Here is a 19,952-nt window from a genome sequence, read left to right as displayed (position 1 = left end):
CTTGCGCGACGCCAGCCCATTCGAGAGCCGGCTCAGCGCGCTCGTGCTGCGCCCACCGGCACTTCCATCATCCGCACCGTCGCGCTGGGCGCCTGCATGACCTGCGCCGGATCGTGCGAGTCCGAGGCGCAGATGAACAGATGCCGGCCCTCGGGCCCGCCGAGCGCCACGGCGTAGGCCTGCGAGTCCAGGGCAATGCGCTCGACGATCTCGCCGCCCGGCCGCACCCGCAGTACCGCGTCGCGACCCTCGGGGTTGGCCAGCCAGACCGCGCCTTCGGCATCCAGGGCGATGCCGTCCGGATGCACGTCGGCAGGCAGCGGCGCATAGAGGCGGCGATTCGAGAGCGCTCCTTCGTCATCGATATCGAAGGCAGTCAGGCGGTGGCCCATGCACTCCGCAACGATCAGGGTCCGCCCGTCCGGCGTGATCGCCATGCCGTTGGGGAAATGCAGGCCGCCGGCTGCCAGCCGCACCTGCCCGTCGCCCGCCACGCAGGCGATCACGCAGGTGTCGACAGGCTGGAGCTCCGGGTTCCAGAAGTTGTAGCCGATATCGCCGACGTAGAGACGGTCGTGTTCATCAACGATGCCGTCGCTCAGACAGAAGCAGGTCAGCGCGCCGATGTCGGCCAGCTGCTGCAGGAACTGGCCGTCCCAGCGGTAGACCTGGCGCTGCAACGCAGCGCCCACCAGGATGCTGCCGTCACGGCGAAAGCCGAAGCCGTTGGGCTTGAACGGCAGCTCGAGTGCCGTTTCCAGGCGCCCCGACAGGTCCACATGCCTGATGGCCTGGCCATGGATGTCGAGGAACCAGAGGCGGCCTTCATGCCAGCGCGGGCTCTCCGCAAAGTGCAGGCCCTGGCCAATCCCGACCAGGGTCCGGATCGCCGCGCCGCTCATTTGCTGAGGATGTGGATGGCGACGGCGGCTTCTTCCACACCGACCATGCCGCCGCCGTTCTCCTGGATCGCATGGCGAGCGCCATGCACCTGGCGCTCGCCGGCCTCGCCGCGCAGCTGGGTCACCAACTCAAACAGCTGGCCGATGCCGGTGGCGCCCAGTGGATGACCCTTGGACTCCAGGCCGCCGGACACATTGATCGGGATGCGCCCGCCGAGCGTGAAGTCGCCTCGCTCGGCCGCCGGACCGCCTTCGCCCAGCGGCACGAAGCCGAGGTTCTCGGCCTGGATGATTTCGCCCATGGCCGCGGCGTCGTGCACCTCGGCCACCTGCATGTCCTGCGGGCCGAGGCCGGCGATTTCATAGGCCTGCCGGGCGGCCAGGCGGCCGATGTGCAGCTCGGGTTGTGTGTGGCTGCGGTTGCTGAAGCTGCGCACCACGCTGGCCGCGACCTTGATGCAGCGCGAGCGGTCGGCGCCGATGCGCTTGAGGCCGGCCTCGGTGCACAGGATGACGGCGGCCGAGCCGTCCGACAGCGGCGCACACATCGGCAGCGTCAGCGGGTAGGTGATCGGCGGCGCCGCCAGGATCTGCTCAATGCTGAAGCTCTTGCGGAACTGCGAGAAAGGGTTGAGCACCGAGTGCGCATGGTTCTTGGCCGCTACGGCGGCGATCTGGCGCTGCGTGGTGCCGAAGGTCTTCATGTGCAGGCGGCACATGGCGGCGTAGATGGCCATGAACTTGCTGTAGGGCTTGTCGGACTCCGAGCCTTCGGGCACCTCGATGCCCTCGCCCATCTTGATCAGCGTCTCGTAGTTCTGCTCGGCGCGGGCCACGTCCCAGCCGGCTTCCATGACGGTCAGGGCGCGCAGCTTGTCGGGGATGTTCATCTTCTCGCAGCCCAGGGCCAGGGCCACGTCGGCGCTGCCGGCCTTCAGCGACTGGATCGCCAGGTGCACGGCCGAGCTGCCGGCGGCGCAGCCGTTGTCGATGTTGAAGATCGGGATCTGGGAGATGCCGATCTTGCTCATCACGACCTGGCCGGGGATGGCGAACTGACCCTGCAGCGGGCCGTTCGTGATGCCCGCGTAGTAAGCGGTGTCCAGCTGCTCAATGCTGCAGCCGGCGTCCTTCAGCGCGCCCCGCAGGGCCTCGGCGGCCAGGTCTTCCAGGCTGCGCTCGGGGTGGCGGCCGAACACGGTCATGGCGATGCCGGCGATGTAGATGTTGCTCATGGGAGTTCTCTTGTCAGGGTGTGGGGAGGTCGCCGCGGGCCGCTTCAGATCTTGCGGTCCTGGTCTTTCCAGTACGTCGCGCGCAGGTCCTTCTTCAGCACCTTGCCGACTGGGCTGCGAGGCAGCGCCTCGACGATGTCAACGCTCTTCGGAGCCATCACGCTGCCGAGCTTGCGCTTGCACAGCTCGATCAGCTCCTCGGCACCGACGCTGTGGCCCTCGTTCAGCTCCACCACCGCCTTGACCGCCTCGCCCCATTGCGCATCGGGCACGCCGACCACTGCGCAGTCGCGCACCGCCGGGTGAGACCAGATCACCTGTTCGACCTGGCTCGGATAGACGTTGAAGCCGCCCGAGATGATCATGTCCTTCTTGCGGTCGGTGATGTGCAGGTAGCCCTCGTCGTCGATGCTGCCCACGTCGCCCGTGTGCAGCCAGCCGTCGACGATGGTCTCGGCGGTCTTCTCGGGCTCCTTGTAGTAGCCCTTCATCACCAGGTCGCCGCGCACGCAGATCTCTCCGGTCTCGCCGCGCTCGAGGATTCGCCCCTCATCGTCCAGGATCTCGACCTGGATCAGCGGGTTGGGCCGGCCCACGGAGGCAAGGCGCTGGTCCGGCGCCAGCTGGCCATCGACCAGATGCTCGGACGGTGGCAGGTAGGAGATCGAACCCGGTGCTTCGGTCTGGCCGTAGCCGCCCATCATCACCGGGCCGAACACCTTGATCGCCTGCTTCAGCTTCTCGACGGACATCGGTGCCGCGCCGTACGAGAAGTAGCGAAGGGAGGAGAAGTCGATCTTCTTGGCTAGGTCGGGGATGTCCAGCAGCCGGTAGATCACGGTGGGCGGCAGGAAGATCTCGGTGACGCGATGCCTCGGGATAGCCGCCAGCATTAACGCCGGGTCCGGCTTGGAGAGGATCACCACGCTGCCGCCACGCGCCGTGGTGGGCAGCGACAACACGCCCGAGGTGTGCGTCATCGGCGCAGCCGCCAGGTTCACCGGCCGCTGCGCGTCGTCGTAGGGGCAGGCCATCATGTACTGCGCCACCAGCGTCTGCAGGCTGCGGTGCGTATTCATCACGCCCTTGGGCACGCCGGTCGTGCCGCCGGTGGGCGACAGCGCCACCACGTCGTCCAGATCCACGGCCACATGCGGCTTGCTGCTCGGCTGCTTGGCGGTCCATGCGTGGAGCGACACGGCGCCGGCCACCTCGGGCGCCTCGCCGTCAATGCAGATCCAGTGACGTACCTTGGGCAGCAAGGGCTGTAGCGCGGCGACCGTGGGCGAGAAGTAGTGCTGGAAGAACAGCACCTCGCAGTCGAAGCGGTCCAGCACGTACTGGTTCTCTTCGGCACTGTTGCGAGCGCCCACGGGCAGCCAGCACAGGTTGGCGCGCCACAGGCCCAGCGCGCATGCCCAGGCCGTGGTGTCGTTGAGCGCCCAGACGGCGCCCTTGGTTTCCTTTTTCAGGCCGGCCGCGAGCAGCGCATGGGCGATGCGGCAGCTCAGTGTGCCGACCTCGTCGAAGCTGTAGACGCGGTCGTCCTGAATGTAGGCGGCGCCCTGCGGGTTGATGCGCCAGCCGCGGTCGAAGAAGTCGATGATGGCCATGGTGTCTGAAGCTTTGGGGGTGGAGAACGGCGGCTCAGTCGACGAAGGCGACCACGCGGGCCGGTGCGGCACTGCAGCGCGCCAGCTTGATCGGGAAGAAACCGACCATGAAGCCGCTGGCTGGCAGGGCGCCGAGGTTGGTCAATTGCTGGACGATGAAGGCCTCGCGCTCGACGATGGCCTTGTGGCCATCCCACAGCACGGTGGGGTCGCCGCCCTCCTTGAAGCGGCGGGCCATCACGCCGAACGGCAGGTCCCAGCCCACGGCATCGGTGCCGAGGATGGTCGCGCCCAGCTGGGTCAGGTGAAGCGTGGAGGCGCGGCTCATGCCGGGCTGCAGGAAGAACTCCGGATCGCTCAGCGTATAGCGCTCCTGGCCGGTGCGGATCAGCACCGCGTCACCCGGCTGAACGCGCCGCCCGGCGGCCTGCATGGCCGACTCCAGCATCTCGACGGTGATCTCCAGCGCCGGCCGGGCCCACGGGCGCACGTCCAGCACCAGGCCGGGCCGGAACAGCTCTTCCAGGCCGATGTCAGTGATGGTGCGCGCCGGCGCGCCGCCGCTGGCGGAGCCGCTGTGCAAGGGCGCATCAACGTGGGTGCCGCAATGCGAGGACATGTCGCTGAGCATCTCGGCGCCCCAGCCCTCGCCGTAAGGCATGTCCTCATGGCGGCAACCGAGGTAGCGGCAGAACTCGTCGCGCCCTTTGGCCTCGGCCGGATGCATGTACTCGATCGCCGGCGCCACCACGCCGGCCGCAGCCGCGAGGTGGGGTGGAAGCTTGGTCCGGTTGTCGGGGTCCAAGGTCGCGGTGAGGTCGATCAGGCGTGTCATCGGGCGTCCTTTGTCGCTGCAGGAACCGAGGGGTCCCATGGGTATGGCGACGCAGTGTCCCGGCGCGGACCGGCCGAGGTCTATCGGATTTCCGCAAGCTGCGGAGAACCCCGCAGCGCGGTCAGGAATCAGGCACCGCGGCGGCGCAGCGTGTCCGAGGGCAGCTCGTCGAACACGTCTTTGTAGGCCTTGGCGAACTCGCCAAAATGCCAGAAGCCCCACAGCAACGCGATCTCGGAGACCGTGGCGCTGCCCGGCGGCGCATTCAACAGGGCATCACGCACCCGGTGCAGGCGCAGCCGCGCCAGGTAGGCCACCGGGGTCAGCCCCATCACCTGCTTGAACGCATATTCCAGCGCACGCTCGCTGACATGGGCGACCTTGCACAGGTCCGACACATAGACCCGCTCGCCGATGTTTGCCATGGCGTGGTCCTCCGCCAGCTTGACCGCACGGCTCTGAGCCTGGCGAGTCAACTCGGTGCGCGCCGGCTCGCTGTCGATCGAGCTGCGCAGCGCGGTCAGCAGCAGCTCGATCAGCTCGGCATGGGCCGCATCGCGTTCATCCTGGCTGCCGTTGAACAGCTCGGGATCGGCCTGGGCCGTCTCGACCAGCCGCATGCCCCAGTCGAACAGCTGGCGCAGCGCGAGCGCATCGGCCTGCAGCGTCTCGACCTGGCGCGGCAGCCGGTACTCGTCCATACGTTGACGCGCGCGCAGGTGCGTCTCGATGCTCTCGGGCGCCAGCAGCACCGCGATGCTCTGCCAGCCGGCATCGGCGACGAAGCCGACCTCGGTCTCGGGCGCCACCGCCAGCAGCCGATCGGGCCGCACCGCCACGCCGTTGACCGAGCCTTGCGTGTCCTCGCCGAAACAGACGTAGGCCAGGTGGCCGCGGTGCACCGCCGTGCGCGTGCGCATGCGCAGATTGCTGGCATGGAAGACCACGGTGGAGCCGCCCAACTGCACGACGACGCGTCGCGCGCGCAAGGGGCTCAGCTGCAGCTGCACCGCATCGACGGCCAGCAGCTCCACGCCCGAGTTCGCATCGGTCGGGTCCGTGAATTCCTGAACGATCACGGCGCTGGGGGGCTGGGGAGCGATGGGAGTCACGACGTTGGGCTTTGCGGATTTCCGATAGACGCTGCACCAGCCACGAACCGAGACTCGCGCCACGTTGCCGCCGGTGCGGCCGTTGGCGCAATCCAGGCAGACCTTGATGCTGTCCCGGATCGTACCAACAGCCCATGGGCGTGCGGTCGTGCATGCAAACGCCACCATCGACAAGGACCTCGTCAACGAGGAAAAGAATATGGGCCAGAGACAAACCACACCCTCGCACCGCCGCCTCCGGCGGTCCCTGCCCGGCCTCGCGGCTGCGGCCCTGTGCTGCGGCGCCACGCTTGCGCAGGCCGCCAGCATCGAAACCGGCAATGCCGATCTCACGATCAACTGGGACCACACGCTGCGCTACAACCTCGGCCAGCGCCTGCAGAAGGCCGATGCGGCCATCCTCGGCAATGCGAATGCCGACGACGGTGACCGCAATTTCGCCAAGGGCTCGATCGTCACCAACCGGATCGACGTGCTGTCCGAATTCGACGTGACCTGGAAGCGCAGGGCCGGCTTGCGCCTGAGCGCCGCCGGCTGGTACGACGCGGCCTATCGAAGCCTGGACAACACCAGCACCGCCAGTGCCAACACCCTGCAGGGCGGGCTGCCGGTGGCCGGCCAGCTGAGCACCTACACGCAGCGCTTCGGCAAGGGCTTCTCGGGCGAGATGCTGGACTGGTTCTTGTTCGCGAACCTCAAGGCCGGCGACATGCCGTTGAACGTCCGCCTGGGCCAGCACACGGCCTACTGGGGCGAAGGCCTGCTGCTGGGCGGCCTGCTGCATGGCATTGCCTATGGCCAGAATTCGGTGGACGCCTGGAAGCTGCAGGCCACACCGGGCGCCGAGGCCAAGGAGTTCATCCGCCCACGCGGCGCGCTGAGCCTGCAGATGCAGCCGACGCAGGACCTGTCACTGGCCGCGCAGTGGTTCTACAACTGGCAGGCTGTGCGCTCGCCCGAGTCCGGCAGTTATCTGTCAGGCACCGACATGCTTGTGTTCGGCGGCGACTCGCTGATCACCGGCCCCAACCCGTTCGCCGCCCTGATCCCCGGCGCGCCGGCCGCGCTGCGCATGTGGAATGCGCAGGCGATCAAGCCCTCGAGCTATGGCAACCGCCATGACTACGGCGTTTCGGCGCGGTGGAATCCGGCATGGCTGGACGGAACCGCAGGCCTCTACTTCCGCAACAGCACCGACGTGCTGCCGCAGCTGATGCTGATGCCGGGCGTGGCCACGGTGCCCGCAGCCACCTGCACTGCCCTGGGCGGCACCGCGCTGGCGCCGACCACCTGCCTCGTCAACACCGCGGCCACCACGGTGGCCGACCTGCAGAAGTACGGCAAGGCGGGCCTCTACCGCACGTCCTACGGCAAGGACATCCAGATGCTGGCCGTCAGCCTCTCGAAGAACATCGCGGGCGTCTCGGTGGGCGCGGAACTCTCGCAGCGACGCAACATGCCCCTGGTCAGCGATGCGGTGACCGTGCTCCCAGCCGCGCTGACCGCCAGCACCGCGGGCGCCATTGCCACCACCGCGATCCCGGCCAACGGCGACGCGCCGGGCGCGCGCGGCACGACCTGGCATGGCCTCGTCAACGGCACCTATGTCGTGCCGAGCACACCGCTGTTCGACACCGCCTCGATCGCCGCCGAGCTGACCTGGATGCAGGTCAGCGAGGTGACGCAGAACGCCGCGGTCTACAAGGGCCGCGACGCCTACACGGCCATCGACAAGCCGAGCAAGCGCTACTGGGGCCTGGCGATCAACTTCTCGCCCACCTGGTACCAGGTGCTGCCAGGCGTGGACCTGAGCGCCCCGATCTCCTGGAACCAGGGCATTGGCGGCAATGCGGCCACCACCTTCGGCGGCAACCGTGGTGCGGGCAGCTGGAGCCTGGGCCTGGCGGCCACGCTGCAGCAGGCCTACACGGCCAACCTGTCCTACCTGCGCTACTACGGCGACTACTCGACCAACCCGGCCAATGGCGCCGCCACGGTCTTCAACGGCTCCAGCGCGTCCATCAGCGACCGCGGCTGGATCTCGCTCACGCTCAAGGCCAGCTTCTAAGGAACCCCGCCATGCTCAAGATGAAAACCACGATGGCCCTGGCCATCACCCTGCTGCAGGCCGGCGCGGCCTTCGCAGCCGTCTCGCCCGAAGAGGCCCGCCAGCTCGGCACCACGCTGACCCCGACCGGCGCCGAGAAGGCCGGCAACAAGGACGGCACCATTCCCGAGTGGACAGGCGGCATGACCATGCCGCCGGCCAAGTTCCAGCCTGGCAGCAACAAGCGTGTCGACCCCTATGCCGACGAGAAGCCGCGCCTGGTGATCACCGGCAAGGACATGGGCGCGCATGCCGACAAGCTGACCGAGGGCACCAAGGAGCTGCTCAAGCGCCATGCCACCATGCGGGTCGACGTATACCCCACGCACCGGCCGGTGTATGTGCCCAAGCACATTGCCGAGAACACGCGCAAGAACGCCACCGGCACCCGCCTCACGGCCGAAGGTCTGGGCACCGAGAACATGCTGGCCGGCTATCCCTTCCCCATCCCCAAGAACGGCAACGAGGTGATGTGGAACCACCTGCTGAACTACCGGGGCCTGGGCTTCAACACCAAGTTCGACACTTGGAATGTCGACGCCTCGGGCCGCGCCTCGCTGGCCACCACCGGCGAAGCCACCTACGCCTGGCCGACCACCGACGCGAAGCGCAGCGGCGTCATCAACGACACCGAACCCTTCTGGCTGCTCAAGTTCAACTACGCCGCCCCGGCGCGCCGCAAGGGCGAGGCCATGATCGTGTGGGACTCGGCCAACCCGCTGAAGCAGGGGCGCCGCGCCTGGCTGTACCTGCCGGGGCAGCGCCGCGTGCGCCTGGCACCCGACATCGCCTACGACACGCCCAACCCCGGCACGGCCGGCGCCAGCACCTACGACGACGCCTCGGTGTTCAACGGCGCGATGGACCGCTTCGACTTCAAGCTCGTGGGCAAGAAGGAGATGATCGTGCCCTACGGCAACTACAAGATGACCTACTGGGCCAAGCCCGCCGAGGTGGCCACGCCCAATCACATCAACCCCGACGTGGTGCGCTGGGAGCAGCACCGGGTCTGGGTGGTCGAGGCCACGCTCAAGCCGGGCAAGCGCCATGTGTACAGCAAGCGCGTCTTCTACATCGATGAGGACAGCTGGGTGGCCGTGGCCTCGGACGAGTACGACGCCCGTGGCCAGCTCTACCGCGCCGGCTTCTCGTTCTCCTCGTTCAGCTACGACGTACCGGCCCAGTGGGTCGACACCCAAGGCTTCTATGACTTCAACGCCGGCGTCTATTCGGTGCCCGGCCTGGTCGGCGAGTACGGCGGCATCCGCTACCTTAGCGAGCTGCCGCCGGACACCTTCTGGTCGGCCGAGCAGTTGGCCGGTCAGGGCATCCGCTGACGCTCGCGGGGAGGGCCGGCGCGTCCTCCCCACCCTGTCCCGTTTCGGGGCGTGGCCCGGTCTCTTGCTGTCTCTCTCCTCTCTCTCGTCCGGGTCACGCCCCACCCCATGCCCATGAAGCCACACCAGTTCATCGCCTGCTGCATGCTCTCAATCAGCCTTGGCAGTGCCGCCGATCCGCTGGAGCGCCCCGCGCGCGCCACGGCCCTGCTGAAGCAGCGGCTGATCACCGGCATCGCCGCAGCGGGCCCAGAGCGCCTGGTCGCGGCCGGCCAGCGCGGCCATATCGCCTGGAGCGACGACGCCGGCCAGCACTGGACGCAGGCGAACGTGCCGCTGTCGTCGGACCTGACGGCCGTGCAATTCGTCGACGGCCGGCGCGGCTATGCCGTAGGCCATGACGGCGTGGTGGTGGGCTCCAACGATGGTGGTGCTACCTGGCAGCCGCTGCTGGACGGGCGCCGCGCCAACCTGTTGCTGCTCGAGCACCTGAAGGCCCTGCCCGCCTCGGCCACACGCGAGGCCCTGCTCGGCGAGGCTGAGCGCAATCTCGCGGCCGGCCCCGACAAGCCCTTCCTGGACTTGCACTTCACGAGCGCCGACGAGGGCTTCGTCGTCGGCGCCTACAACCTGATCTTCCAGACCCGCGACGGTGGCAAGACCTGGACCCCCTGGTTCGAGCGCACCGACAACCCACGCCTGCTCAACCTCTATGCGATCCGCCCGCAGGGCGGCACGCTCTACATCGCGGGCGAGTCCGGCCTGCTGATGCGGCTGGACGCGAAGGCGCAGCGCTTCGTGGCCCTAGACACCGGCTACAAGGGCAGCTTCTTCGGCCTGCTCGACACCGGCGATGCCCTGCTGGCTCATGGCATGCGCGGCAATGCACGGCTGAGCCGCGATGGTGGCCGGCAATGGCACATCGTCAGCACGGGTCTGGCGGCCAGCATCACCACCGCGGCCCGGAGCGCCGACGGCACGCTGTGGCTGGCCGACCAGAGCGGCGCGCTGGCGCGCAGCCGCGACGGCGGCGCCAGCTTCCATCGCGTGCCTCTGAAGGAGACCCTGCCCGTTGCCGCCATCGCCGCCACGTCCGCTCGCCTGGTGCTGGGCGGTCCCCGCGGCCTGCGCAGCATCCCTCTGCCGAGCAACTGAAATGGCCATCGCTACCACTTCCACCGAAATGCCGGTCGTGCGCGACCTGGCCGACTTTCCGCGCGACTCCGGCAACTGGCTCGAGCGCGCTGTGTTCAACAGCCGCCGCACCGTGCTGCTGCTGTGCGCGCTGGCCACGCTGGTGCTGGCCTTCCTGTGCTCGAAGGTGGCGCTCAACGCCAGCTTCGAGAAGATGATCCCCACGGATCACCCCTACATCCAGAACTTTCTCATGCACCGCCAGGACCTGCGCGGCATGGGCAACTCGCTGCGCATCGTGGTCGAGAACCCGGGTCTCGGAAACGGCACCGTGTTCGACGCGGCCTACCTCGACAAGCTCAAGCGGCTCAATGACGAGCTGTTCCTGACGCCCGGCGTGGACCGTGCCTGGGTCAAGTCCATCTGGCTGCCGTCGGTGCGCTGGACCGAGGTGACCGAGGAAGGCTTCAACGGCGGCCCGGTGATGCCCGACACCTTCGACGGCTCGCCAGCGAGCATCGAGCGGCTGCGACTCAACGTGGGCCGCGCCAACCTGGTCGGCAGCCTGATCGCCAACGACCTGAAGAGCAGCGCCATCGTGCTGCCGCTGCTGGACAAGCAGAGCGACGGCGCGCGGCTGGACTACTGGCAGCTGTCGCGAGAACTCGAGGCCCTGCGCGCCAAATACGAGGCCGAGGGCCTGAAGGTGCGCATCATCGGCTTCGCCAAGATCGTTGGCGACCTGCTCGCCGGCCTGGTGCAGGTGGCGGCCTATTTCGCGGTGGCGCTGGTGATCGCCGGCCTGCTGCTGTACGGCTACACGCGCTGCCTGCGCTCGACGCTGCTGGTGCTGGCCTGCTCGCTGGTGGCCGTGGTCTGGCAGATCGGGCTGCTGGCCGTGTTCAGGCTCGAGCTTGACCCGTACTCGATGCTGGTGCCCTTCCTGGTGTTCGCCATCGGCGTGAGCCACGGCGCGCAGAAGATGAACGGCATCATGCAGGACATCGCGCGCGGCACGCACCGCCTGGTGGCCGCGCGCTACACCTTCCGCAGGCTGTTCCTTGCCGGCGTGACCGCGCTGCTCGCCGATGCGGTGGGCTTCGCAGTGCTGGTGCTGATTCCGATCCCGGTGATCCGCGAACTGGCGATGACGGCCAGCATCGGCGTGGCCGTGCTGGTGTTCACCAACCTGCTGCTGCTGCCGGTGCTTTTGAGCTTCGTAGGTGTGAGCCCGCGGGCGGCGCGCCGGGCGCTGGAGACCGAGCAGCGCCAGTTGGCGGGCCAGCGCGGCCTGTGGGTCTGGCTGGACCATTTCGCCGCGCGCCGCCGCTGGGCGGCCACGGCCGTGATCGTGGCACTGGCCATGGGCCTGGGCGGCTTCGTCGTCAGCCTGCGCTTGCAGGTCGGCGACCTCGACCCCGGCGCACCCGAGCTGCGGCCGGACTCGCGCTACAACCTCGACAACGCCTACATCACCGGCCACTACGCGCTCTCCAGCGACGTGTTCGCGGTGATCGTCAAGACGCCGGCCGAAGGCTGCCTGAAGTACGAGACGCTGGAGACGGTCGACCGCCTCGCCTGGGAGCTCCAGCAGTTGCCCCAGGTGCGCATGACCACGGGCCTGCATGACGTGGTGCGCCAGATCACGGCCGGAAGCTTCGAAGGCAACCCCAAGTGGCTGACGATCAGCCGCAACCAGGATGTCTTGAACTACGGCGCGCAGCAGGCCTCGGTGAACAACCCGGACATGTTCAACACCGACTGCTCGGTGATGCCTCTGGTGGCCTATTTGGCCGACCACAAGGCCGAGACCCTGAGCCAGGTGCTGGCCACGACCGAGCGCTTCATCGCAGCGAATCAGACCGACCCCGCGCGACTGCAGCTGCTGCCCGCAGCCGGTGGCGCCGGCATCGAGGCCGCCACCAACAGCGTGGTGAAGCAGGCCAACACGACCATGCTGCTCTACGTCTACGCGGCCGTGATCGCGCTGTGCCTGATCACCTTCCGCAGCTGGCGCGCCACCGTGGTGGCGGTGCTGCCGCTGGTGCTCACCTCCATCCTGTGCGAGGCGCTCATGGTCTGGCTGGGCATCGGCGTCAAGGTGGCCACGCTGCCGGTGATCGCGCTGGGCGTGGGCATCGGTGTGGACTATGCGCTGTACCTGCTCTCGGTGCAGCTGGCCGGCCAGCGTCGCGGCCTGACGCTGGCCGAGGCCTATGGCGACGCCGTGCTGTTCACCGGCCGCGTCGTGGCCCTGGTGGGTGTGACGCTGGCCGCCGGCGTCATCACCTGGGCCTTCTCGCCGATCAAGTTCCAGGCCGACATGGGCATCCTGCTGACCTTCATGTTCCTGTGGAACATGGTCGGTGCGCTGGTGCTGATCCCGGCCCTGTCGCACTTCCTGCTGCCCGATTCGCGCTTTGCCGGCGCCTCCAACCCCCAAGGAACCCCATGACCCTGCACCGCCCGCTCCCGCTGATCGCGGCCTGCTGTATCGCCCTGCTCGCGCTGGCCGGCCCGGCCGCCGCACAGCCGGTGGCCGCGCCCACGGCTGCGCCCGCCGCCCAGGCCACGCCCACGCGCCTGGTGCTGCTGGGCACGGGGTCCGGCCCGATCCCGCGCAAGGAGCGCTCTCAGCCTGCCAACCTACTGGTGGTCGGCGGCCGGCCCTACCTGATCGATGCCGGCAACGGCGTGGCGCGCCAGCTGGTGCAGGCCGGCTTCGTGCCGGCCGATGTGCGCAACGTCTTCATCACCCACCACCACATCGACCACAACGCCGACATCGGCGCGTTGATGTCCTTCGCCTGGCTGGAGGACAACAAGCGCCGCGACCGCCAGGCGCCGCCGGTGCGCTTCTACGGCCCGCCGGCCACGGCGGAGCTGGTGCGCGCGGCGCAGGACTTCCTGGCCGTGTCGGAGCGCATCTTCAGCGCCGGCGTGCCAATGCTGCCGGTGGCCGGTCGCTTCGAGGGCCATGACGTGGCCGGCGATGGCGTGATCTTCCGCGACGACCGCCTGGTGGTCACCGTGGTCGAGAACAGCCACTACCACGGCGCCGGCGGCGCCCCCAAGGGCGGCGACAAGTCGTACTCGTACCGCTTCGACACCGCCGACCGCTCCATCGTGTTCTGCGGCGACACCGGCCCCAGCGAGGCGCTGCTGCGCCTGGCCAAGGGCGCCGAAGTGCTGGTGTGCGAGGTCAACGAACTGGAGGCCGCAATGCAGGAGTTCGCCGCCGGCTCGCGCCTGCCGCCGCCGGCGCTGCAGGCCGTGCGCCTGCACATGGAGCGCCAGCACATCACGCCCGAGCAGATCGGCGAGCTGGCCGCCCGGGCCGGCGTGCGCACCGTGGTGCTGACCCACATCTCACCTGGCCTCGACGGCGAGACCGACGCCAGCCGCTACACGGCCGGCGTGCGCAAGCACTTCGGCGGCGCGGTGATCGCTGGGCGCGACCTGCTGGAGTTCTAGGGCGAGCGGCATGCGGTGGCACGCACATGGTCCCTGGCTTCTGGCGCTGCTGCTTCATGCGGCCGCAGCGGCAGCCGAGCCCAGGCCCGAACAAGAGGCGACGCTGCGCGTCTGCATCGGTGACCAGCCGATTCCGCCTTACCTCACCCACGACCCGGCCAAGCCTGGGCGGGCCGAGCGCCTGATGATCGAGGCGGGCCGGCAGATCGACATCGCCGTCGTCCTGCTGCGCTTTCCGCCGGGGCGCTGCCGCCAGATGACCCAGGCCGGTCAGGCCGACCTGCTGCTCGCCGCGCCCATCCCTGAACTGCTGGACCGGCTCGATTTCCCGATGCGCGCGGGCCAGGTGGATGTCGAGCGGCGGGTGGCCCGGACTGCCCTGGTCTGGGTCCGGCGCGCCACGACGCGGCTGGACTGGGATGGCCAGCACATGGTCGGCGACCTCCCCGCTGGCCGAGAGCTGCTGGTCGGCGTGCGTGCCAATCAACTGGCCAACGTCAGCGCGGCCTCTGCGCTGGGCTTCTCGGTGGATCAGAGCGGCCTGACCGTGCCGCGCGTGCTGCGCATGCTGGCCTCCGGCCGCTTCGACGTGGTGCTCGGTTTGCAGGAGGAGATCGAGCTTGCACTCGCGGACGGCCACGCCGGGGCCCTGGTGGTCATGCCGGTAGCGCTGACACGGCAGGACTTCTATGCGGCGGCCGCCAGAACGATGGGACCCGCGACCCGACAGCTGAGCGACCGCTGGTGGTCGCAGATCGCACGCCTGAGGGACCGGCCCGAGCACCGTGACTAGCAGGCCGGCGGCTTGCAGGTCAGTTGCAAATCCGACCCAGCGAGCAGCAGCGAGCTCGGCACGGCGCTTAACATCAGCCCGCATGCGCCTGCCCACCACCGCCACCGGCCGTCTCTGCCTGTTCATCGCTGTCTCGGCGCTGCTGACGCAGGGCCTGCTGTTGAGCCTGCCACCGGCGCCCATGCACCTGCCGGCCCACACCAGCATGCTGAGCCTGCACCTGCTGCTGGAAATGTTCGCCTTCGTGATCGCCGCGCTGATTGCCACGGTGTCCTGGCACACCTTCGGCAGCCAGACCGACAGGCACTTGCCGCTGCTGATCGGGGGCTTTGTCGTGGTCGGCATCTGCGACGTGGTGCACGCCCTGACTTACGACGGCATGCCGGCATTGCTGGGGTCGACGAGCACCTCGCGCGCCATCTTCTTCTGGCTCATGGGCCGCACGGTCGAGGCGCTGACGCTGGCCATGATCGCCCTGGGATGGATGTCCAGGCTCTCGCGCAACGGCTCGCTGCTGGCCGGCCTGCTGCTGGCCCTGGCCCTGGTGACCTGGGGCAGTTCGGGCATGGCCGGCTTCCCGACCACCTTCGTGCCCGGGCAGGGCGTCACACCGTTCAAGATCGGCTACGAATGGGCGCTGTGCCTGCTCAATCTCGGGATTGCAGGCATGCTGTGGCGACGCTGGCGCAGCGACGGAGAGCAGCGCTTTCTGCTGCTGGCCTGCTCGGCCTGGGTGATCGGCATTGGCGAGCTGTCGTTCAGCAACTATGTGCGCCCGTCGGACCTGCAGAATATCGTCGGCCACGGCTACAAGCTGGTCGGCTATGCCCTGCTCTACTGGGCCACCTACATCGGCAGCCTGCGCGCGCCCTTCGAGGCACTCCAGCAGGCCGAACAGCGCAGCCACGACAACGAGCAGCGCATGCGCGCCGTCGCTGACAACCTGCCGGACACCGTGGTCTACCAACTGGTGCGAGAGCGCGACGGCAGCACGCGATTCACCCATGTCAGTGCTGCGATCGAACGGGTAACCGGGGTGACCGCTGCCGCCGCGCTGGCGGATCCGGCAGCACTCTATGGCCGCATCCATCCCGCCGACCAGATCATGGTCCGCGCGGCCGAGCAGGAGTCGGCCGCCAGACTGCAACGCTTCGATGTCACCGTCCGCATGCGGCGCACCGACGGCGTGGAGCGCTGGATGCATCTGGCTTCCATGCCGCGCTGGCTGGTCGGCGACCGCATGTGCTGGGATGGCGTGCAGACCGATGTCACGGACAGCCGCATGGCCATGCTGCAACTGCGCGAGCAAGAAGCCTTGCTCGCGGCAGTGATCAACTCCGCCAGTGACGCCATCGTCAGCTGCGATGCCGAAGGCCGCGTGCGCCTGTTCAACCCGGCCGCCGAACGTATCTTCGGCCACAAGGCCGAGGCCATGCTGGGCCAGGGCCTGGACCGCCTGCTCCCGGCGCGAGCCCAGGCGCACCATCGGCAGGACATGACGCGCTTTGCCGCAGCGGGCGTGTCCAGCCGCAGCATGGGTCCCGGACGCGTCCAAGGCCTGCGCGCCGATGGCAGTGAACTGGAACTCGAAGCATCGATCTCCCAGGTCACAGTGAACAAGACTCAGGTCCTTACCGCCATCCTGCGCGATGTGACCGAGCGAGTGCGCACCGAACGCTCGCTGCTGCGCTATCAGACCGAGCTGACCGAACTGACCCATCAGCTGATCGCGCAGGAAAAGGCCAGCAACACCCGCCTCGCTCAAATACTGCACGACCAGCTGGGCCAGACGCTCACCGCGATGCGCATCGATTTCGTCAGCGAGGCGCAACTGGCCACGCAGGTGGAAGCGGATCGCCATGCGCGAGTCGACCAGCTGATCAACCAGGCCATCCGGGAAATCCGCCAGGTGCTGGTCGAGCTGCGTCCCACGCTGCTGGCCGAACAAGGGCTGGTAGACGCGCTCGACAACGAGCTGCGCAGCCGGCGCCAGCAGGCCGGGCACGTGCGTCTGCGGCTGGAATCGGCGCCAGCTCTGGCTGGACGACGCTGGAGTAGCGATGTCGAGTATGCGGTCTTCATGGTAGCCCGCGAGGCAGTCGCCAATGCCCTCCTGCATGCAGGCGGCAGCGAGGTCTGCGTGCGGCTGGAAGGCGGCGCCCGCTGGCTGCGGCTGGAGGTCGCCGATGACGGCGTGGGGCTGCGCGGCGATGCCAGCGCGACACGCCCTGGCCATCTTGGGCTGGTGGGCATGCGCGAGCGTTCGATCGCCATAGGCGGGCAGTTCGAAGTCGGTTCTGTGCCGGGCGGCGGCACCGTGATCACGCTGCATTGGGAGGAGACGCAGGCATGAACTACCGTATCTACCTGGTCGATGACCATGCCATCGTGCGCGATGGCCTGCGCGCGCTGCTGGAGGCCGCCGGACACGCGGTGACTGGGGAGGCGGCAGATCCGACAGCTGGCCTGGCAGGGGTGAGTGCGCAGCAGCCCGATCTCCTGCTGCTGGACCTCAGCCTGGGCAACCGGTCCGGCTTCGAGATGCTGGAGGAACTGCAGCGCCGCCGTCTGCGCTGCCGCTGCATCGTGCTCAGCATGTCAGCCCAGCCCCGCCATGTGGCCGAGGCCTTGCGGCTCGGCGCAGCCGGCTATGTGCTGAAGGGGGCCTCTCGCAATGAACTGCTGGAGGCGATTGCGGCAGTGATGACCGGTCGACGCCATCTCAGCCCCGAGGTGGCCGAGCTCGCCCTGCAAGGCCTGACGGCAGGCACCGAACCCGACCTGCTCGCCGAGCTGTCTCCGCGGGAACGCCAGATCGTCACCCTCGTGGTCAAGGGACTTTCCAGTGCCACGATTGGCGAACAGCTGCATCTCTCGCCCAAGACGGTCGATACCTACCGCAGCCGCCTGATGGGCAAGCTCGGTGTCGCCGATCTGCCGGCCCTGGTGCGCTTCGCGATCCGGGCAGAGCTGATCGACGCCGACGGCAACTGAGCGCAGGCGCAGGCGCGCTCGCCCAAGGGCTGCGCCAGAGATGTCGCCCCACGGCGCGCATCAAGAATTCCCTACAGACCCGCGAGCAGGGGCTGCCTAGAGTGGGGACCAGGCCCAGAGGCGCGTGACCACAGTCCGCCTCGGGAATGCGGTCACTCACGGAAGGCAAGTCATGGACATGGTTGTAAGTGCCCCTCTGCAGAGCTCGGCTCAGGCCGGCGGCGGCGAGTACCTGAGCTTCCGGCTCGGCCAGGAGGAATACGGCATCGACATCCTGCAAGTGCAGGAAATCCGCAGCTACGAAGCCGCCACGCGCATCGCCGGCGCGCCGGACTTCGTGCGCGGCGTGCTCAATCTGCGCGGCGTCATCGTTCCCATCATCGACTTGCGTCTCAAGTTTGGCGTGCCGGCAGAGTTCAACAGCCTGACGGTCACCGTGGTGCTGAGCATTGCCTCACACACGGTGGGCGTCGTCGTCGACTCGGTCGTCGACGTGCAGGAACTCAAGAGCAGCGAGATCCAGCCCGCCCCGAGCTTCAACCAATCCGTTGATGCCGGCCACATCACCGGCCTGGGTCACGTCACGCAGGGCGACATCGAGCGCCTGCTGATCCTGCTCGACATCAACCGCCTGCTGGCAGGCACCGATCTCGGCCTGTTCGAGGCCTAACCCCACCCTCTCGCGCCCCCTGTTTCGAAGGAGTCCCCATGAACATGAGCGACATGAAGATATCGACCCGTCTCACCCTGGGTTTCGGCCTGCTGACCGCCATCATTGCGCTCATCAGCGCGATCGCGTTCGTGCGCATGGACCAAGTCGACGAGGACTTCGACCTGGTGCTAGAGGACCGCATGCCCAAGGTGCTGACACTCTCGGCCATGATCGACCGCACCAATGACATCGCCCGTGGCATGCGCGACATGCTGCTGCTCGAAGACAAGGCCGCACTGCAGAAGCAGCGCACCATCATCGACGCTGCGCGCAAGATCATCGGCGATTCACTGGATCAGCTCGACAAATCAATCAGCTCCGAGAAAGGCCGTGCCGGCCTGAAGGCGATCCAGGATGCGCGCAACGCCTACATCGGCGGGCAGAGCAAGTTTCTTGAGCTCGTGGATGCCGGCAAGATCGACGAGGCACGGACCTTGCTGACCACCCAACTCAGTCCGCTGCAGACCGCCTACATGACCAGCATCGAGCAAGGCATGGACTTCCAGACCGAGTTGATGAAGCAGTCGGGCGAGCGGGCCAACAGCAACCTCAGTGCAGTCAAGACCGTGCTGCTGGTTGCCGCTGTGATTGCCCTGCTGGCCGCCGTCGCGCTGGCACTGTGGATCATCCGCGCCATCACCGGGCCGGTGAACCATGCGGTCGAGGTGGCACGCGCCGTGGCCGATGGCGACCTCTCCCGCGACATGCGAGTCGAGGGAAAGAACGAGACCGCGCAGCTGTTGCGCGCACTGGCCACGATGCAGCAGAAGCTCAACAGCGTGGTCAGCGAGGTGCGCATGGGCTCGGAGAGCGTGGCCACCGCGAGCGCCCAGATCGCCCAGGGCAACCAGGACCTTTCGCAGCGCACCGAAGAGCAGGCCAGCGCGCTCGAGGAAACCGCCGCATCAATGGAGCAACTGGGCAGCACCGTGCGCCAGAACGCCGACAACGCCCAACAGGCCAATCAGCTCGCGATGAGCGCCTCGACCACTGCGGTCGAAGGCGGCCAGGTGGTGGGCCGCGTGGTCGAGACGATGAAGGGCATCAATGAGAGCTCGCAGCGGATCTCGGACATCATCGGCGTGATTGACGGCATTGCATTCCAGACCAACATCCTGGCGCTGAACGCCGCCGTAGAGGCGGCACGTGCCGGCGAGCAAGGCCGCGGCTTTGCGGTGGTGGCCAGCGAGGTTCGCAGCCTGGCCAAGCGCAGCGCCGACGCGGCCAAGGAGATCAAGAGCCTGATCTCCACCAGCGTCGAGCGCGTCAGCGCCGGCACCCAGCTGGTAGACGAAGCCGGCGCGAAGATGCAGGACATCGTGGCGTCGATCCGACGCGTCAGCGACATCGTCGGCGAGATCAGCGCGGCGAGCACCGAGCAGTCGAGCGGCGTCGCGCAGATCGGTGAGGCGGTCACGCAGATGGACCAGGTCACCCAGCAGAACGCTGCCCTCGTCGAGGAAAGCGCGGCAGCCGCAGAGAGTCTGAAAGTGCAGGCCACGCAGCTGGTGCAGGCAGTGGCCTTCTTCAAGCTCAGCCACGGGCAGAGTGGGCTTCCTGCCGCACCCGCGCCCAGGCCTGCCGCAGCGCCGCGACCGGCCCAGCGACCGGCCGCTGCCACAACACAGGTGACAGCCGCCAGACCGGTTGCCGCCACCGGCGGTGGTGAATGGAGCAACTTCTGAGCGGCCCTGCTGGGCGAGA

At 68.1% G+C, this 19,952-nt stretch carries 15 protein-coding genes; 10 read left to right on the top strand and 5 right to left on the bottom strand.

The genetic code is table 11. From position 1 onward, the window contains the following. Window positions 1-32 precede the first annotated feature (32 nt). The 5 genes from ABT392_RS14305 to ABT392_RS14285 form a co-directional block, all read right to left on the bottom strand. On the bottom strand, window positions 33-902 hold the full coding sequence (locus tag ABT392_RS14305) for an SMP-30/gluconolactonase/LRE family protein (RefSeq protein WP_334278024.1): 870 nt from the start codon (window positions 900-902) through the stop codon (window positions 33-35). Further along, window positions 899-2,137 carry a thiolase family protein gene (locus ABT392_RS14300; RefSeq protein ID WP_334278023.1) on the bottom strand — a complete coding sequence of 413 codons (1,239 nt, stop codon included), beginning with the start codon at window positions 2,135-2,137 and terminating at the stop codon, window positions 899-901. Before ABT392_RS14300 ends, ABT392_RS14305 begins: the two co-directional genes overlap by 4 nt. 44 nt (window positions 2,138-2,181) lie before the next feature. Continuing rightward, complete coding sequence (locus ABT392_RS14295) at window positions 2,182-3,750, bottom strand: AMP-binding protein (RefSeq protein WP_334278022.1); 1,569 nt, start codon at window positions 3,748-3,750, stop codon at window positions 2,182-2,184. A gap of 34 nt (window positions 3,751-3,784) precedes the next feature. Further along, the gene (locus ABT392_RS14290; RefSeq protein WP_334278021.1) at window positions 3,785-4,585 is read right to left on the bottom strand and encodes a cyclase family protein; all 801 of its coding nucleotides are present in this window, start codon (window positions 4,583-4,585) and stop codon (window positions 3,785-3,787) included. A gap of 128 nt (window positions 4,586-4,713) precedes the next feature. Then, on the bottom strand, window positions 4,714-5,697 hold the full coding sequence (locus ABT392_RS14285; RefSeq protein WP_334278020.1) for a helix-turn-helix domain-containing protein: 984 nt from the start codon (window positions 5,695-5,697) through the stop codon (window positions 4,714-4,716). A 106-nt stretch (window positions 5,698-5,803) separates the two neighbouring features. Here ABT392_RS14285 and ABT392_RS14280 point away from each other — a divergent pair, with 106 nt between their 5' ends. The 10 genes from ABT392_RS14280 (at window position 5,804) to ABT392_RS14235 (ending at window position 19,933) form a co-directional block, all read left to right on the top strand. Beyond that, window positions 5,804-7,765 carry a DUF1302 domain-containing protein gene (locus ABT392_RS14280; RefSeq protein WP_334278019.1) on the top strand — a complete coding sequence of 654 codons (1,962 nt, stop codon included), beginning with the start codon at window positions 5,804-5,806 and terminating at the stop codon, window positions 7,763-7,765. A gap of 11 nt (window positions 7,766-7,776) precedes the next feature. Then, window positions 7,777-9,141, top strand: a complete 1,365-nt coding sequence (locus ABT392_RS14275) for a DUF1329 domain-containing protein (protein WP_334278018.1) — start codon at window positions 7,777-7,779, stop codon at window positions 9,139-9,141. 108 nt (window positions 9,142-9,249) lie between these two features. Beyond that, entirely contained in the window at window positions 9,250-10,296 is a 1,047-nt protein-coding gene (locus ABT392_RS14270) for a YCF48-related protein (protein ID WP_334278017.1), read from the top strand. 1 nt (window position 10,297) lies between these two features. Further along, on the top strand, window positions 10,298-12,730 hold the full coding sequence (locus ABT392_RS14265) for an efflux RND transporter permease subunit (protein ID WP_334278016.1): 2,433 nt from the start codon (window positions 10,298-10,300) through the stop codon (window positions 12,728-12,730). After that, complete coding sequence (locus tag ABT392_RS14260) at window positions 12,727-13,749, top strand: MBL fold metallo-hydrolase (RefSeq protein WP_334278015.1); 1,023 nt, start codon at window positions 12,727-12,729, stop codon at window positions 13,747-13,749. Before ABT392_RS14265 ends, ABT392_RS14260 begins: the two co-directional genes overlap by 4 nt. Before the next feature lie 10 nt (window positions 13,750-13,759). Beyond that, a complete protein-coding gene (locus tag ABT392_RS14255) occupies window positions 13,760-14,542 on the top strand; it encodes a hypothetical protein (RefSeq protein ID WP_334278014.1) in 783 nt (260 codons plus the stop codon). An 82-nt stretch (window positions 14,543-14,624) separates the two neighbouring features. Continuing rightward, window positions 14,625-16,895, top strand: a complete 2,271-nt coding sequence (locus ABT392_RS14250; RefSeq protein ID WP_334278013.1) for an MASE3 domain-containing protein — start codon at window positions 14,625-14,627, stop codon at window positions 16,893-16,895. Next, entirely contained in the window at window positions 16,892-17,536 is a 645-nt protein-coding gene (locus tag ABT392_RS14245; protein WP_334278012.1) for a response regulator transcription factor, read from the top strand. Before ABT392_RS14250 ends, ABT392_RS14245 begins: the two co-directional genes overlap by 4 nt. A 172-nt stretch (window positions 17,537-17,708) precedes the next feature. After that, the gene (locus ABT392_RS14240; protein WP_334278011.1) at window positions 17,709-18,206 is read left to right on the top strand and encodes a chemotaxis protein CheW; all 498 of its coding nucleotides are present in this window, start codon (window positions 17,709-17,711) and stop codon (window positions 18,204-18,206) included. Window positions 18,207-18,244: 38 nt separating this feature from the next. After that, window positions 18,245-19,933 carry a methyl-accepting chemotaxis protein gene (locus ABT392_RS14235; protein ID WP_334278010.1) on the top strand — a complete coding sequence of 563 codons (1,689 nt, stop codon included), beginning with the start codon at window positions 18,245-18,247 and terminating at the stop codon, window positions 19,931-19,933. The last annotated feature ends 19 nt before the right edge of the window (window positions 19,934-19,952 follow it).

Origin of the sequence: Paucibacter sp. JuS9 (assembly GCF_044043925.2) — a bacterium.
Taxonomy (GTDB): domain Bacteria; phylum Pseudomonadota; class Gammaproteobacteria; order Burkholderiales; family Burkholderiaceae_C; genus JAUASW01.
This window is presented reverse-complemented; position numbering and strand designations above follow the sequence as displayed.